This is a genomic window from Verrucosispora sp. WMMA2044, assembly GCF_027497155.1.
Taxonomy (GTDB): Bacteria; Actinomycetota; Actinomycetes; order Mycobacteriales; family Micromonosporaceae; genus Micromonospora; species Micromonospora palythoicola.
The window spans coordinates 1,392,544-1,408,488 of sequence record NZ_CP114913.1; the positions used below are offsets into that span (position 1 = coordinate 1,392,544).

The window sequence follows — 15,945 nt, forward strand, 5'->3', positions numbered from 1 at the left end:
GTAGGCGTCGGGAGAATTGACCCGACGGTGTACGACGTCCCGACCCGGAGGTGAGCGTGTCCAACCACATGGCCGCTGGCGGCATGGGCGGTTGGAGCATGCTCCGCTCGATGCGCAGCCAGGACGACATCTCCGCGCACCGGCTCAAGCGCGGTGTCGCCCGCCGGATCGTCGCATTCGCCCACCCCTACCGGCGCGACATCGTCGTCTTCCTGCTCACCGTCATCGTCGCCGCGGTGATCGGGGTGGCGACCCCGCTGCTGGCCGGCGACGTGATCGACGCGATCACCCGGGGTGGCGCCGAGGCCGGCGCACTGGTGACCCGGCTGGCCCTGTTCATCGCCGCGCTCGCGGTCGCCGACGCTCTCCTGTCGCTGGCCCAACGGTGGTATTCGGCCCGCATCGGCGAAGGCATCATCCTCGACCTGCGTACCCGCGTCTACGACCACGTGCAGCGGATGCCGCTGCAGTTCTTCACCCGGACGCAGACCGGTGCGTTGGTCAGCCGGCTCAACAACGACGTGATGGGGGCCCAGCGGGCGTTCACCTCGACGTTGTCGGGCGTGGTCAGCAACGTGATCCAACTGGTCCTCACCGCCGCGGTGATGTTCACCCTCTCCTGGCAGATCACGGCGCTGTCCCTGGTCCTGCTGCCGGTGTTCATCATTCCGGCGCGCCGGGTGGGCCGGCGGCTGGCCGAGATCACCCGCGAGTCGTACAACCTCGACGCCAAGATGAACGCGACGATGACCGAGCGGTTCGGGGTGGCCGGCGCGTTGCTGGTGAAGCTCTTCGGTCGACCCGACGCCGAGGCGGCCCGCTTCGCCGCCCGCGCCGAACGGGTCCGCGACATCGGCATCACCTCCGCGATGTACTCGCGGACCTTCTTCGTGGCCATGCTGCTGGTGGCCTCGCTGGCGCAGGCCCTGACCTACGGCCTCGGCGGCTGGCTCGCGGTCAGCGGCCAGGTCAGCGCCGGCACCGTGGTGACCCTCGCGCTGCTGCTCACCCGCCTCTACGGCCCGCTCACCGCGCTGAGCAACGTCCGGGTGGACGTGATGAGCGCGCTCGTCTCGTTCGACCGGGTCTTCGAAGTGCTCGACCTGCAACCGGGCATCAAGGAACGCCCCGACGCGGTGCGGATCCCCGAGGGCGCGGGGACCGTCGAGTTCCGGGACGTCCGGTTCCGCTACCCGAGCGCCGCGGAGATCTCGCTCGCGTCGTTGGAGGAGGTCGCCGCCCTGGATCGTACGGTCAACGAACCGGTGCTCAAGGGCGTCTCGTTCAGCGTCGAGCCGGGGCAGATGGTGGCGCTGGTCGGGCCCTCCGGTGCCGGCAAGTCCACGCTGTCCATGCTGATCTCCCGCATCTACGACGTCACCGACGGGCAGGTGCTCGTCGGCGGGGTCGATGTCCGCGATGCCCGGCTCGACTCGTTGCGCGACGAGATCGGCGTGGTCACCCAGGATTCGCACCTGTTCCACGAGACCATCGCGGAGAATCTGCGCTACGCCAAGCCGGACGCCACCGATGACGAGCTGTGGGCGGCGCTGGCCGGGGCGCAGGTCGCCGACCTGGTCAGGTCGCTGCCGGACGGGCTCGACACCACCGTCGGCGAGCGTGGATACCGCTTCTCCGGTGGCGAGAAGCAGCGCATCGCCATCGCCCGGCTGCTGCTCAAGGCACCGTCGATCGTGATCCTCGACGAGGCCACCGCCCACCTCGATTCGGAGAGCGAGGCGGCGGTGCAACGGGCACTGTCGGTGGCGTTGACCGGGCGTACCGCTCTGGTGATCGCCCACCGCCTGTCCACCGTCCGGGACGCCGACCAGATCCTGGTCCTCGACGACGGCCGCATCGTGGAGCGGGGCCGCCACGACGAGCTGGTCGCGGTCGGTGGCCTCTACGCCGAGCTGTACCGCACCCAGTTCGCGGTGGCTGATTCGCCGAGTCCGTACGCCGACGCCACCGGGCCGGAACCGGTGGTCATTCCCACCCGGGAGTACATCGCTGACGAGGCCATGCCGCCCGCCGCCGCCAACTGAGGCTGCTGGTCGAATCGCCGCTCACTCGATTGTGGCCGCGTGGAGTTCGGCGAAGGCGGCACCGAGGGTCTGCGGGGTGTAGTGGGCGTTCAGGCCGCTGGGGTTGGGCAGCACCCACAGCCGGGCGTCGGCCAGCTGTTCCGGTTGCGGCCCGAATCCCGCCTTCGGCCGGGCGAAGCCGATCCGGTACGCCGTCACCCCGACCACCGCGACCCAGCGCGGCCGGTACCGGGCCACCTTGTCGGTGAGTTGCCGGGCGCCGTCGGCCAGCTCGACGGCGGTCAACTCGTCGGCGCGGGCGCTGGCCCGGGCCACCATGTTGGTGATGCCGAGCCCGAGTGTCGGGAGTTGGTCCTGCTCGCTGGGGTGCAGCAGCCGGGGGGTGAACCCGCCCCGGTGCAGCGCCGGCCAGAACCGATTGCCGGGGCGGGCGAAGTGCCATCCGGTCGCGGCCGACCACAGCCCCGGGTTGATCCCGACGAAGAGCACGTCCAGCCCGACGGCGATGAGGTCCGGGATGGTCTTGTCGGCTGCGGCGGCCAGTTCCTCCCGGCTCGGGCGCGGGTACGGTCGTGGCTCCTCGGGCCTCGGCCGGGACGGGTTCGGTGACCTGCCGTCGGTGGCCGGTGCCGGCCGTGACGGGCTCGTGGGGGTGACCCGCTGATCGCGGGGCGACTGGCCGGCGATCACAGGCCGCGCAGCGCGCCGCCGTCGACCGGAACGGTGACGCCGGTGAGGTAGCTGGCCGCGGGAGAGAGCACGAAGGCGGCGACCCGGCCGAATTCCGCGGGGTCGCCGATGCGGCGCAGCGGGATGGCGGCTTCCGCCTCGGCCCGGGCCCGTTCGGGGTCGCCGGAGGCGGCGAAGAGTTCCCGGTTGCGGTCGGTCAGCAGTCGACCCGGCAGTAGCCCGACCACCCGTACGCCACGTGGGCCGTACTCGTCGGCGACGTCTTTGGCGACGCCGGCCAGGCCGGGCCGCAAGCCGTTGGAGATGCCCAGCCCGGGCACCGGGCCGCGCGCCGAGGTGGAGAGCACCAACGCGATGGCGCCGCCCTCGGGCAGTGCCGCGGCGACCGCCCGTACCATGCGGACGCTGCCGAGAAAGACGGTCTCGAAGGACTGCCGCCACTGCTCGTCGGCGACCGACGCGGCACTGCCGGCGGGCGGTCCGCCGACGGAGACCAGAGCGCCGTCGACGCGGCCGAAGTGCTGCTGTGCGGTGGTCAGCAACCGTTCGGGTGTCGCCGGGTCCGCCAGGTCGGCGGTGATGCCGACGGCCCGGTCGGGTCCGCCGAGGCCGGTCACGGCGGCCTCCATTGGTTCGGCGTGCCGGGCGCAGAGCACCACCCGGGCACCGTCGGCCACCAGGCACTGTGCGGTGGCGTATCCGAGCCCACGGGAGGCGCCGGTGAGCAGGTACACCCGATCGGTCAGTCCGAGATCCATGCCGACGATCCTGCCCCAGCCCGCCTGACGGGAAACAGGGGTGGTCCCGGGTCGTGGGTCGGGTTCAGGGGCGGGCCGGGCGCAGCAGGCGTACCCGGCCGGCGACCTGGACCGCGATCGCGCCGCCGACCCGCCGGATGGCGGGGGACCGGCGGCGACGCGGTGCCCGGTGCGCGTCGTAGCGGAATTCCGCCTCCCGGACGGCCAGTTCCTCCGCGCCCAGCGCCGGCAGGGCGGTACGGGCGTGCAGTACGCGGGCCAGGTCCCAGCCGTCGCGTAGTCCGCCGCCGGTGGGTCGGCCGGCCGCCCACTCGATGAATACCGTCGGCCAGGCCGGTCCGAGCCCGGCGGCGAGCAGCGGCCAGTGCCGGGCGACCTCGCCGGCCCGCTTGCGCAACAGTGCCGCGCGGGCGGCGGCCAACGGCCCGGGTGCGAAGCCGGACGGTGGTGGACCACCGGCCACCAGGGCCGCGACCAGTTCCGCCTGCCGCGAGGCCAGTGATCCGACCACCTGACCACCCGGGTCGTCGGGCCCCACCCCGGCCGGTGTCATGTCACCGCCGGAAAGCCGCAGGCGGCGGCCACGGCGTCGAGTTCGGTGCGTAGCTCGGCCGCGGGTGGGTAGTGCCCGTCGCGTTCCAGCAGGGCCGCTGGCGGACGGTGTCGGGCGCACAGTTCGGTGAGCAGCTCCAGCACCTCCCGTCCGATCGGATCGGTGTGCGTGTCGTGGTAGAAGCCGCCGCGCTCGGCGCCGCCCGCGACGTGCAGGTACGCCACCCGTTCCAGCGGCAGCCGGTCCAGTAGTGCCAGCGGGTCGGTGCCCCGGTTGCGGGCGTTGGCGTACACGTTGGCGATGTCGAGCAGCAGCAGCGCCGAGGTGCGGTCCAGGATCTCGGTGAGGAACGCCGCCTCGTCGAGTTCGTCGTCCGGCCAGTCGAACAGGGCGGCGATCGGCTCCAGCGCGATCGGCACCGGCAGTTCCGCCTGGGCGCGGACGATGTTGGCGCAGATCGCGTCGACCGCCTCGTGGGTGCGGGGCAGCGGCAGCAGGTGGCCCGCCTCCAGCCCGCCGGCCCGGACGAAGGCGATGTGCTCGCTGACCAGGGGAGCCGCCAGCTGCTGCGCGACCGCCGCCAGGTGGGCGACCCGGGCCGGGTCGACCGGTTCCGCGCCGCCGAGGGAGAGCCGCACGCCGTGCGGTACGACCGTGACGCCCCGGTCGCGCAGTTCGACAAGATCGTCCGGTGGCGGTCCGGCGGCCGGTACCGATTCGGCGACCACCTCGACGAAGCGCAGGCCGGGCAGCTCGGCGACGAACCCGGAGATCTCCGGCCGCCAGCCGATGCCGACGCCGTGCGGAAGGTTCATCCGCCGCACCCGCCGCCACCGCAGCCCCCACCGCCACCGCAGCTGCTGCTGCTGCCGCAACCGGCACCCGCGGTGCTGCCGCCGCCGCACCCTCCGGTGGACGTCGCGCCGCCGGCCACGGCCTGGCGCTGGATCTCGGCCTGCTGGGCGAACGTCGGATCGAGGGCCCAGAGCGACGCGGTGCCGTAGAGAGCCACCGCCATGGCCGCCCCCGCCGCTCCGTAGGTGGCGTACGCCGGGTTCGAGGCGGGCGCGAGGTGTCGGTTGCGCTGGCGCAGGGTCCGTAGCGCGGTCTCGGCCGCTCGGGTCCGGCGGGGCACCCGGACGAGCAGCACGGTGGTCAGCGCGCCGAGCGCGAGGACGGTGAGTACCAGGTACCAGACCGGACGGTGGTTGGCGAGCCCGGCGACGATCCGGGCGACACCGAGCGCCAGCAGCGCGACCAGCAGCAACGGGCCGTGGCGCAGGGCCGCCCGCCGGTCCGGGCCGATAACCAGACCGCGGTGGTCGAGCCCGTCGCGCAGCTCGGTGAGGGCCCGCTCGACCCACTCGGTGCGCCGCACGTCCCGGGCCAGGGTGCGCTGCGTCGCGGCGTAGTGGATGGCCCGGTCGAGTTGGGTGGCGGCGGGTGGCAGCGGACCGTCGGCGGTCAGTCGGTGGTCCGGGTGGACGCCGATCGCGCCCTGGCTGCGCAGCGTGCCCAGCGAGGTCCAGACGGCGAGGTCGTCGCCCCCGTTGAGGTAGGCGACCTGCTGTGGGCTCAGCTGGTTGGCCGGCGGAGCGGCATGCCCGCCCAGCAGCGCTCGGCGACGGATCAGCACGGCGGCGACGGCGATCACCGTGGCCAGCAGGTAGAGCGTGATGAAGGTGGGACCGGGAACTCCCCAGGTGTCGTAGTCGACTGCGAAACCCGTCATGGCCTGCTCCTGTCACGCGAGGGAACGCGGCTTCATTGTGGAGCGGCGACGCCAGCCTCCGGCTGCCCGGAGGGTCGAGTTATCTTCTCGTTACCTGCCGAGGTCAGCGCCGGCGTACCGCTTCCTCGACCAGGTCGAGCACCGCGCCCAGGTCACCGGCGGGTCGGCCCATGGCCAGGTGGAGCACCAGCCCGTCGTAGGCGAGTTCGAGGAAGCGGGCCAGCACGTCGATGGGGATGTCCTCGCGGAGTACGCCGGCCTCACGTTGACGGGCCAGCCGGTCCCGGGTCGCCTCGGCGATGGCGGCCGACCGCTGTGCCCACCGGGTGGCGAAGGTGGGGTCGGTACGCAGCCGCCGCGACACCTCCAGTTGGCTGCCCAGCCATCCGGTGGTGTCCGGGGAGACCGCCCGGGCGAGCAGGTCACGCATCACCTGGACCAGTCCGTTGCGGGCGACGGTTTCCACCATCGTGGCGGCGTCGTCCTCGGCGACGGCCAGGAAGAGCGAGTCCTTGTCCCGGAAGTGGTGGAAGATGGCGCCGCGGGAGAGGCCGGTGGCCTCCTCCAGCCGACGTACGGTGGCGCCCTCGTAGCCGTGCCGGGCGAAGCAGGCTCGCGCGGCGGCGAGGATCTCCTGTCGGCGGGCGTCGAGCTGGTCCTGGCTTACTCTGGGCACGTGTCGATCGTGTCAGCTCCCCCCTGCTGACGCAAACCGTACGTACGGCTTGGTTCTCTGGCGGGCCGTGGACGGTCACTGCTCCCGACCGACACCACCGCGTAACCTTCCGCCCTGTCGGCGAGGCACCCGATTCCCGTAAGGTGCCCGAGTGCCGCTGCTCCTGCTGGACCTGGACAACACCCTGCTCGATCGGGCCGGGCCGTTCCGCACCTGGGCGCAGCGCTTCCTCGACGGCATCGGTGCGCCATCGCACGACATCGAGTGGCTGCTGTCCATCGACGCCGACGGGTTGACGGACCGTTGGGACGTGGCGGACGCGATCCGGGACCGCTACCGGTTGCGGATCCCCTCCATCGACCTGGTGGAGGAGCTGCACGACGGGGTCGTCGAGTTCACCCGGCTGGATCCGCTGGTGGCGTGTGCCCTGCGGATCGCCGACGACGCCGGCTGGATGCCGGTCGTGGTGACCAACGGCGCGGTGCGGCAGCAGGACACCAAGATCCGCCGCACCGGGTTGGACCGGTACATCGCCGACTGGGTGATCTCCGAGGAGGCCGGGGTCAGCAAGCCCAACCCCCGCATCTTCGCGCTGGCCGCGCAGCGGGCCAGAATGCCGCTGCGCGGCGCCTGGGTGGTCGGGGACGGTCCGGAGGCGGACATCGGCGGAGCCACCGCCGTCGGCCTGCCCAGCATCTGGCTGCACCGGGGGCGTCCCTGGACCGACGCCCGCTTCGCGCCCACCGCGACGGTGGACACCGTGATCGCGGCCATCGCCGAGATCATGGGTGCCTGACTAATTCGATTGACCAGGTCGGTACCGCCGACGAGCATTGGTCCACGCATCGTGCGACCCGGGCGGGCGCCCGGACGAGGAAGGGAGGTCGGTCATGGCCGTCTTCGCAGGTCACTTCCTGCCTCCTGACAACTCGACCAAGGGACTACCCGCACCATGCGCGATCACGACTCCCCGGCGCCCGAGCGCCGGACCCGCGGCGGCCGCCGCCGCTTCGACGACGATGAACCGCACTTCCTGAAGCGCGGCCGACCGACCGGCCCCGCCCCGACCGACCCCGACGAGCCCGACCCGGAGACCGACGAGACGTGGTCCTCCTGGGATGGCGCGCTGCACGGTCCGCAACCGCACCCGCACTGGCTGGTCACCGAGCTGGCCGCGAAGGACACCGAACTCGGTGTGCTGAAGACCGGCAAGGAGGCCGACGTCCACCTGGTGCGCCGGGGCCTTCCCGGCACCGACCGGTTCTGCCTGCTGGCGGCGAAACGCTACCGGGATCCTCGGCACCGGCTGTTCCACCGGGACGCCGGGTACCTCGAAGGGCGCCGGGTTCGCCGCTCGCGTGAGATGCGGGCGATGACCGGCCGGACCGCGTTCGGCCGGCAGATGATCGCCGGGCAGTGGGCGGCGGCGGAGTTCGCGGCCCTCAGCCGGCTCTGGGAGATCGGTGAGCGCTACGGCACCGTCACCGTGCCGTACCCGGTGCAGTTGCGCGGCACCGAGCTGATGCTGGAGTTCCTCGGCGACCCCGACGAGGGAACGGCCGCACCCCGGCTGGCCGAGCTGCGTCCGTCACCGGCCGAACTGCGTGGCCTGTGGGGGCAGTTGGTCGACGCGCTTGTCGTCCTGGCCCGGGCCGGCTACGCGCACGGTGACCTGTCGCCGTACAACCTGCTGGTGCACGCGGGACGGTTGACGCTGATCGACCTGCCGCAGGTGGTCGACGTCGTGGTTAACCCACAGGGGCGGGAGTTCCTTGCCCGCGACGTCCGCATCGTCGCGAACTGGTTCGCCGCCCGGGGCCTGCCGGCGGATCTCGTGGACCCGACGGTGCTCACCGAGGTGCTGTGCCGCGAGGCCGGTCTGGCCTGACCGGCGGGCTCCGGGTGGTCACGCCGCCCGGAGCCCGTCGCGGCTACCGGGGCCCGACCGAGCTGGACCGCGTGGCGGGCACCGCCGACCGGGCGGTCGGCCCAACGGCGAGGTGCGGGTGCGCCCAGCTCACTGCAGATACCGTTCGACCTCGGACACGGGGCGGGCGCCCTGGGCCTCGGGATCGCCGTGGGCCTGCCGGGCGGCGCGGCGGCGGCGCAGCAGGTCCCAGCACTGGTCGAGGGATTCCTCCAGCTCGCGCAGCCGGGTGCGGGCCTCGTCGTTGGTGCCCGTCTCGTGTTCCTGCGCCTGTGCGCGCAGCCGGTGCTCCTCGTCGACCAGATCCGAGATCCGGCTCAGGATGGTCTTGTCGTCCATGTCCCTGAGCCTGGCACAGCGGGGCCGACCACGGCCCGCATTCCCGTCGGCGCATCCGACGGACGGGCTCACCGGTGCCGGCGAGCGACCGGCGCGACGGGCCGTGACCAGTTGTCCCGGCCCGCGGTTCGGGTCGGGTCGGTCGCGTCGACATGACGTAGATCACCCGGTTCTCGACGGGCGGGCCGAGACGCTTCGGCGCCCGCGCGACGCAGCTCATCGTACGGGCGGTGGTGCCGGTTGCCCGGCGCGACCCGGTGAACGTTCCGGGACACCACACCAGGCCGACCACGGCATGATCACGAGCGCTTGAGTTGATCCGGTGACGTTGTTAGGTTGCGCCGGGGTCGGTGTGCTGTGTGCCTCACTCCTGACTGACCGGTCAACTAGCTCAGGGCCAGGGACGGTGTAATGGGTTCCCGCAGTAGGAGTCTGCGTACCAAGGTGGTGGCCCTGCTGGCCGCGCTTGTGGCGCTGTGGGGCTTCACTGCCTGGGTCACCGTCCGCGATGGAGTCGACCTGCTCGGTATGCGGGCGCTCGACCTGCAGGTCTTCGACCCCACCGAGCCGCTGCTGCTGCAGTTGCAACTGGAACGGCGTACCTCACTCGTCTACCTCGGACGGCCGAACGAGACGACGTTGGACGAGCTGACCCGGTTGCGCGAGCGCACCGACCAGTTGGCCGCCGAGTACGTCGAGTCGACCGACAACTGGCAGGTCGGCCTGTTCGGCAGCGACGCGCTGCACGACCGTGTCACCGAGTCGAAGCGGCAACTGGCCGCGTTGCCCGACACGCGTACCGCCGTCGACGGGCGCAACGTCGGCCGCAGCGTCGCCGGGGCGGCGTTCACCGAGCTGATCGGGTCGTTCTACGAGGTGTACGACGAACTCGGCAATGTCGACGACGACCAGATCGCCGACGACACCACCCAACTGATCCGGCTCAACCAGGCCCGGGAACTGCTGTCCCAGGAGGACGCCCTGCTGGCCGGCGTGCTCGCCGCCGGCCGGATCACCCCGGCCGAGCGGGCCGAGTTCACCCGGATCGTCGGTGCCCGTCAGTTCCTCGCCGAGCAGGCGATCGTCCGGCTGCCCGATGCCGACCAGCGCCGCTACGAACAGCTGCTCACCGGGACGAGCTTCCGGCGGCTGGCCGACCTGGAAACCCGGATCATGAACGGCAACGGCACCTCCCGACCGCCGTTCTCGACCTCGGACTGGTCGAATGTCACGGCTGCGGCGCTGATCGAGATCGGTGACGTGGTGCTGGCCGGCGGTGACGACATCGTCAGGAACGCCACACCGGTCGCGATCGGCGTCATCGTCCGGCTGGTCCTCGCCGCAGGTCTCGGCCTGCTCGTGGTCATCACTGCGGTGGTCGTCTCGATCGCCACGGCACGGGCTCGGGCGCGGCAGTGGCACCGACTGCGCGACGCGGCGCTCCAGTTCGCCGAACGGTTGCCGCGCGTTGCCGAGCGGCTCGGCCGCGGCGAGCAGGTGGACATCGCCGAGGAGGCACCGCCGCTGCGCTTCGGCGACGACGAGACCGGCCAGGTCGGCCGGGCCCTCGACGTGGTGCGGCAGACCGCCGTCCGTACCGCCGTCGAGCAGGCCGAGCTGCGTCGGGCCCAAGACGAGGTGTTCCTGGGCCTGGCCCGGCGTACCCAGGCCCTGGTGCACCACCAGCTCACCCTGCTCGACGCGATGGAGCGGCGCGAGCACGACGCCGACGAACTGGAAGACCTGTTCCGCGTCGACCACCTGGCCACCCGGATGCGGCGCCACACAGAGAACCTGATCACCGTCGGCGGCGCCACCCCCGGCCGGGCCTGGCGCCGCGGCGTCCCGATGGTGGACGTGGTCCGGGGCGCGGTCGGTGAGGTCGAGGACTACACCCGCGTCACGGTGCGCGAGATCGCCGATGTCTCGCTGGCCGGGCCGGCCGTCGGTGCGGTCATCCACCTGCTCGCCGAGCTGATCGAGAACGGAGTCACCTACTCACCGCCGCACACCAGCGTCGAGGTCCGTGGTCAACCGGTCGCCAACGGCTTCGCCGTCGAGATCGAGGACCGCGGTCCGGGCATGACCGAGGCGGACCGCGCCGCCGCCAACCACCGGATCGCAGACCTTGGTGAGCTGACCCACGGCGACGCGTCCCGGCTGGGTCTCCACCTGGTGAGCCGGTTGGCCACCCGGCACGGCGTGCGGGTCCAGCTCAGGGAGTCGGCGTACGGCGGGACTACCGCCGTGGTGTTGATCCCGAGCGACCTGATCATCGGGGACGAGAGCGAGCCGAGCGTGCCGGGGAAGGCCTCGGCGGCCGGCGCCGACGGATCCGGACCGTCGACCGAACCCCGGCGCCGTCCGGAGCACACCGCGGCGCTGGACGGACCGACCGTTCCGACCGGACTGCCGGTCACCACCGCGCCCGTCGACGGCTCGCCCTGGCAGCCGCGCCGGTCGGCGAATCCCGGTCCGGGCGCCGGTGCCGACCCTGCCGGTCAGCCGGCCGAGCCGGGTGACCTCACGGTCAGCGGGATCGGCCCGACCCGTACCGAGTCGGGCCTGCCGGTTCGGGTACGCCAGGCGAGTTTGGCACCGGCGTTGCGGGCCGAGCCCGAGGCGGTGGCGGAGGGCGACGACGCGATCCGGGAGCCGGAGCAGGTTCGGCGCATGATGAGTTCGTACCAGACCGGCACCCGGCGGGGACGCTCCGACGCCGCCCGGCTGCTCGGTGCTGGGGGTCGGCCCGGACCCGACGATGAGTCCGACGACGCCGATCAACAGGAGACCTGACCGAGGTGCGCTGCCCGGTGAGCCCGGGGAGAACGGTCAGGCCCAAGTGAGCCGGCGATGAGCCGGAGGAGAAGAGGGACGACGAAGTGGCGCAGAAGACGGCTTCGAGTGCCGACCTGACGTGGTTGCTGGACGATCTGGTTGGCCGGGTCAAGCAGGCCGAGCACGCGGTCGCGTTGTCCGCCGACGGTCTGCTGATGGCCTCCTCGCAGGGGCTCGGTCGCGACGACGGCGAGCATCTGGCAGCGATGGCGGCCGGCATCCAGAGCCTGGCCCGTGGCGCTGGCAAGCGGTTCGGTGGCGGGCAGGTACAGCAGACGATCATCGAGATGCAGTCGTCGTTCCTGTTCGTCACAGCCGCCGGCCGCAACGCCTGCCTGGCGGTACTGGCCAGCGAGGACGCCGACGTCGGTCTGATCGCGTACGAGATGGCCATGCTGGTCACCCGGGTCGGCAAGTACGTGGCGTCGCCGCCCCGGTCAGCCGAGCAGACCGGCGGGGAGCAGTAACCCACATGGCGGTGCGGGGAGATCCGGCGGGTGCAGTCCGTCGCCGAGATCGCGGCGCACCTGGACCTGCCGGTAGGCGCCGTACGGGTCCTGCTCGGCGATCTGGTGGCGCGCAACCTGGTGCGGATCCGCGAACCGCACCTCACCGTCGGACCAACCGAACACAGCATCTTCGAGGCGGTTGTCAATGGACTACGGGCACTCTGAGCGGCCGTCGGACGCGGCCCCGCTGCCCACCGCGATCAAAATCCTGATCGCCGGCGGGTTCGGGGTGGGTAAGACCACCCTGGTGGGCGCGGTGAGTGAGACGCGGCCGCTGCGGACCGAGGAGGTGCTCACCGAGTCGGGTGTGGGCATCGACGACCTGGAGGGCGTCGAGACGAAGCGGACCACCACCGTCGCGATGGACTTCGGTCGGATCACCATCAGCGACGACCTGGTGCTGTACCTGTTCGGTACCCCGGGTCAGGACCGGTTCTGGTTCGTCTGGGACGAGTTGGCCCTCGGGGCGATCGGTGCGGTGGTGCTGGCCGACACCCGTCGGCTGGCTGACTGCTTCCCGTCCATCGACTACTTCGAGGGGCGGGGAACACCGTTCCTCGTCGCGGTCAACTGCTTCGAGGGAGCCCGCCGGTACCGGCTCGACGAGGTGCAGGCGGCGCTGAACCTCGACCCCGAGGTGCCGGTGCTGCTCTGCGACGCCCGGCAGCGGGAGTCGGCCAAGGAGGTGCTCATCATGCTCGTGGAGCACGCCATGAAGATCCGGGCGGCCCGTCGCGCCGACTGACGGAACCCGCACGTACTGAGGGCTCCCACCCCGTCCGGGGTGGGAGCCCTCACGGCATCGCAGTCAGTTGGCGATCATGCGGCGCAGCACGTACTGCAGGATGCCGCCGTGCCGGTAGTAGTCCGCCTCACCCGGGGTGTCGATCCGCACCACCGCGTCGAACTCCACCCCGGCGTCGGTGGTGACCTGCACCGTGCGCGGGGTGTCGCCGTCGTTGAGGGCGGTGACCCCGGAGATGGAGAACGTCTCGGTGCCGGTCAGCCCCAGCGACTCGGCGTTCTCTCCGGCGGGGAACTGCAACGGCAGCACGCCCATCCCGATCAGGTTGGAGCGGTGGATCCGCTCGTAGGACTCGGCGATGACCGCCTGCACCCCGAGCAGCATGGTGCCCTTGGCCGCCCAGTCCCGCGACGAGCCCGATCCGTACTCCTTGCCGGCCAGGATGACCAGCGGCACGCCCGCCTCCTGGTACGCCATGGAGGCGTCGTAGATCGACGTCTGCTCCCCGGTCAGGTGGTTGATGGTGAAGCCGCCCTCCACCCCGGGGACCAGCTGGTTGCGCAGCCGGATGTTGGCGAAGGTGCCCCGGATCATCACCTCGTGGTTGCCTCGGCGGGAACCGTAGGAGTTGAACTCGTGGCGCGGCACCCCGTGCTCGGCGAGGTACTGCCCGGCCGGGGAGTCGGCCTTGATGGAACCGGCCGGCGAGATGTGGTCGGTGGTCACCGAGTCGCCGAGCTTGGCCAGCACCCGAGCACCGGCGATGTCGGTCACCGGCTCCGGCTGCTGCCCCATGCCCTCGAAGTACGGGGGCTTGCGGACGTAGGTGGAGTCACCGTCCCAGGCGAAGGTGTCCCCGGTCGGAGTCGGCAGGGACTGCCACCGCTCGTCACCGGCGAACACGTCGGCGTACGCGGAGCTGAAGCCGGTGGCGCCGATCGCGGAGGCGATCACGTCCTGGATCTCGGCGGTGCTCGGCCAGATGTCGCGCAGGAAGACCGGGTTGCCCGCGCTGTCCTCACCGAGCGGCTCGTTGGCCAGGTCGATGTCCATGGTGCCGGCCAGGGCGTACGCCACCACCAGCGGCGGGGACGCCAGGTAGTTCATCTTCACGTCCGGGTTGATCCGGCCCTCGAAGTTGCGGTTGCCGGAGAGCACCGAGACGACCGCGAGGTCGGCCTCGTTCACCGCGGCGGAGATCTCCTCGGGCAGCGGGCCGGAGTTGCCGATGCAGGTGGTGCAGCCGTATCCGACCAGGTGGAAGCCGAGCTTCTCCAGGTACGGCGTCAGACCGGCCCGCTCGTAGTAGTCCATCACGACCTTGGAGCCGGGCGCGAGGGTGGTCTTCACCCACGGCTTGCGGTTCAGGCCCTTGTCGACGGCGTTGCGGGCGAGCAGCGCCGCACCGATCATCACCTGCGGGTTGGAGGTGTTGGTGCAGGAGGTGATCGCGGCGATCACCACGGCACCGTGGTCCAGCTCGAACTCGGTGCCGTCGGCGCCGGTGACCCGGATCGGGTTGCTGGCCCGGCCGCCCGAGCCCACGGCGGCGTTCACCAGGTCACGGGGCGCGTCGGCCGGGTCGTCGATGCCGTTGGCCGGGGAGTCGCTGGCCGGGAAGGACTCGGCGCTGGCCTCGTCGGCGTGGCCGGTCAAGCCGTACGGCTGCTCCTGCTGCGGGACGCCCGGCTTGCGGCCCGGGTCGCCGCCGGTCTCGTCGGCGGACACGTAGTCGGTGAGCGCCGAGCGGAACAGGGTCTTGGCGTTGCCGAGCGGCACCCGGTCCTGCGGGCGCTTCGGTCCGGCGAGCGAGGGCTCGATCGTGCCCAGGTCGAGTTCCAGCTGCTCGGAGTAGACCGGCTCGTGGTCCGGGTCGTGCCACAGGCCCTGCTCCTTGGCGTACGCCTCGACCAGGGCGACCTGCTGCGGGTCACGGCCGGTCAGCTCCAGGTAGCGGACGGTCTCGGCGTCGATCGGGAAGATCGCGACGGTGGAGCCGTACTCCGGGGACATGTTGCCGATGGTGGCCCGGTTGGCCAGCGGCACCGCGCTCACGCCGGGGCCGTAGAACTCGACGAACTTGCCGACCACGCCGTGCTTGCGCAGCATCTCGGTGATGGTCAGCACCAGGTCGGTGGCGGTGGTGCCGGCCGGCATCTCGCCGGAGAGCTTGAAGCCGACGACCCGCGGGATCAGCATGCTCACCGGCTGGCCGAGCATGGCGGCCTCGGCCTCGATGCCGCCGACGCCCCAGCCCAGCACGCCCAGGCCGTTGACCATGGTGGTGTGCGAGTCGGTGCCGACGACCGTGTCCGGGTACGCCTGGCCGCCGCGCTCCATCACCGTGCGGGCCAGGTACTCGATGTTGACCTGGTGCACGATGCCGGTGCCCGGCGGGACCACCTTGAACTCGTTGAACGCGCTCTGGCCCCAGCGCAGGAACTGGTAGCGCTCCTTGTTGCGCGCGTACTCCAGCTCGACGTTGCGCTCGAAGGCGTCCTCGCGGCCGAACAGGTCGGCGATGACCGAGTGGTCGATGACCAGCTCGGCGGGGGCGAGCGGGTTCACCTTGGTCGGGTCACCACCCAGCTCGCGGACGGCCTCACGCATGGTGGCCAGGTCGACCACGCACGGTACGCCGGTGAAGTCCTGCATCAGCACCCGGGCCGGGGTGAACTGGATCTCGACGTTCGGGTCCGCGGTCGGGTCCCACGCACCGAGCTGGCGGATGTGCTCGGCGGTGATGTTCGCGCCGTCCTCGGTCCGCAGCAGGTTCTCCAGCAGGATCTTCAGGCTGTAGGGGAGCCGTTCCTGGCCCTCCACCTTGCTGATCTTGAAAATCTCGTAGCTCGCGTCTCCGACGCGTAGCTGGGTCTTCGCACCGAAGGTGTCGAGGCTCGCCACGTCGTACTCCTTCACACCAGCGACCGTGAGTAGTCCTGAGCAGTCTTTCGCACCGGTCGGAGCGCCGCCGTGCTTAGGCAACACTTACCGCCGATTCCTGCCGTCAACAAAACCGTACGTCCGTCTTGCTATTCGTGCAACCCGGTGTCACTGGGTGGACGGGAGGTGCCTGCTGCGGCCCGATCTCGAACACTCCGTAACCGGTTGACATCGCGGGCGGAGGTGCCGA

The 15,945-nt window shown here is 71.5% G+C and carries 15 protein-coding genes; 7 read left to right on the plus strand and 8 right to left on the minus strand.

Annotation, left to right across the window (positions count from 1 at the left end; genetic code table 11):
• Positions 1 to 68 precede the first annotated feature (68 nt).
• The gene (locus tag O3597_RS06380; RefSeq protein WP_164448392.1) at positions 69 to 2,045 is read left to right on the plus strand and encodes an ABC transporter ATP-binding protein; all 1,977 of its coding nucleotides are present in this window, start codon (positions 69 to 71) and stop codon (positions 2,043 to 2,045) included.
• 21 nt (positions 2,046 to 2,066) lie between these two features.
• Here the strand turns inward: O3597_RS06380 and mug are convergent, their stop codons facing one another.
• From mug to O3597_RS06410, 6 genes are all read right to left on the minus strand, one after another.
• A complete protein-coding gene (gene mug / locus O3597_RS06385) occupies positions 2,067 to 2,588 on the minus strand; it encodes a G/U mismatch-specific DNA glycosylase (RefSeq protein ID WP_281604491.1) in 522 nt (173 codons plus the stop codon).
• Positions 2,589 to 2,731: 143 nt separating this feature from the next.
• Positions 2,732 to 3,493 carry an SDR family oxidoreductase gene (locus O3597_RS06390; RefSeq protein ID WP_281603501.1) on the minus strand — a complete coding sequence of 254 codons (762 nt, stop codon included), beginning with the start codon at positions 3,491 to 3,493 and terminating at the stop codon, positions 2,732 to 2,734.
• Positions 3,494 to 3,557: 64 nt separating this feature from the next.
• The gene (locus O3597_RS06395; RefSeq protein ID WP_281603502.1) at positions 3,558 to 4,046 is read right to left on the minus strand and encodes a hypothetical protein; all 489 of its coding nucleotides are present in this window, start codon (positions 4,044 to 4,046) and stop codon (positions 3,558 to 3,560) included.
• The gene (locus O3597_RS06400) at positions 4,043 to 4,861 is read right to left on the minus strand and encodes a DUF692 domain-containing protein (protein WP_281603503.1); all 819 of its coding nucleotides are present in this window, start codon (positions 4,859 to 4,861) and stop codon (positions 4,043 to 4,045) included. Before O3597_RS06400 ends, O3597_RS06395 begins: the two co-directional genes overlap by 4 nt.
• Positions 4,858 to 5,778, minus strand: a complete 921-nt coding sequence (locus O3597_RS06405; protein ID WP_281603504.1) for a TIGR04222 domain-containing membrane protein — start codon at positions 5,776 to 5,778, stop codon at positions 4,858 to 4,860. The genes O3597_RS06400 and O3597_RS06405 overlap by 4 nt, the downstream gene beginning before the upstream one ends.
• A 103-nt stretch (positions 5,779 to 5,881) precedes the next feature.
• On the minus strand, positions 5,882 to 6,454 hold the full coding sequence (locus tag O3597_RS06410; protein ID WP_093401424.1) for a TetR/AcrR family transcriptional regulator: 573 nt from the start codon (positions 6,452 to 6,454) through the stop codon (positions 5,882 to 5,884).
• 151 nt (positions 6,455 to 6,605) lie between these two features.
• Here O3597_RS06410 and O3597_RS06415 point away from each other — a divergent pair, with 151 nt between their 5' ends.
• Together O3597_RS06415 and O3597_RS06420 are read left to right on the plus strand one after the other, a co-directional pair.
• The gene (locus O3597_RS06415) at positions 6,606 to 7,250 is read left to right on the plus strand and encodes an HAD family hydrolase (protein WP_281603505.1); all 645 of its coding nucleotides are present in this window, start codon (positions 6,606 to 6,608) and stop codon (positions 7,248 to 7,250) included.
• Positions 7,251 to 7,406: 156 nt separating this feature from the next.
• Complete coding sequence (locus O3597_RS06420) at positions 7,407 to 8,342, plus strand: RIO1 family regulatory kinase/ATPase (RefSeq protein WP_281603506.1); 936 nt, start codon at positions 7,407 to 7,409, stop codon at positions 8,340 to 8,342.
• Between the two features lie 129 nt (positions 8,343 to 8,471).
• Here the strand turns inward: O3597_RS06420 and O3597_RS06425 are convergent, their stop codons facing one another.
• Positions 8,472 to 8,720: a DUF2630 family protein gene (locus O3597_RS06425; RefSeq protein ID WP_281603507.1), complete on the minus strand. Its 249-nt coding sequence runs from the start codon at positions 8,718 to 8,720 to the stop codon at positions 8,472 to 8,474.
• Positions 8,721 to 9,131: 411 nt separating this feature from the next.
• On the opposite strand from O3597_RS06425, the gene O3597_RS06430 reads away from it, so the two are divergent.
• From O3597_RS06430 to O3597_RS06445, 4 genes are all read left to right on the plus strand, one after another.
• Positions 9,132 to 11,516, plus strand: coding sequence for a nitrate- and nitrite sensing domain-containing protein (locus tag O3597_RS06430; RefSeq protein WP_281603508.1), 2,385 nt, complete (start codon positions 9,132 to 9,134; stop codon positions 11,514 to 11,516).
• 86 nt (positions 11,517 to 11,602) lie between these two features.
• Positions 11,603 to 12,025, plus strand: a complete 423-nt coding sequence (locus O3597_RS06435; RefSeq protein WP_164448265.1) for a roadblock/LC7 domain-containing protein — start codon at positions 11,603 to 11,605, stop codon at positions 12,023 to 12,025.
• Between the two features lie 30 nt (positions 12,026 to 12,055).
• Positions 12,056 to 12,232, plus strand: a complete 177-nt coding sequence (locus O3597_RS06440) for a DUF742 domain-containing protein (RefSeq protein WP_281603509.1) — start codon at positions 12,056 to 12,058, stop codon at positions 12,230 to 12,232.
• Positions 12,213 to 12,812: an ATP/GTP-binding protein gene (locus tag O3597_RS06445; RefSeq protein WP_164448264.1), complete on the plus strand. Its 600-nt coding sequence runs from the start codon at positions 12,213 to 12,215 to the stop codon at positions 12,810 to 12,812. Before O3597_RS06440 ends, O3597_RS06445 begins: the two co-directional genes overlap by 20 nt.
• Before the next feature lie 63 nt (positions 12,813 to 12,875).
• Here the strand turns inward: O3597_RS06445 and O3597_RS06450 are convergent, their stop codons facing one another.
• On the minus strand, positions 12,876 to 15,731 hold the full coding sequence (locus O3597_RS06450) for an aconitate hydratase (RefSeq protein WP_281603510.1): 2,856 nt from the start codon (positions 15,729 to 15,731) through the stop codon (positions 12,876 to 12,878).
• Positions 15,732 to 15,945 lie beyond the last annotated feature (214 nt).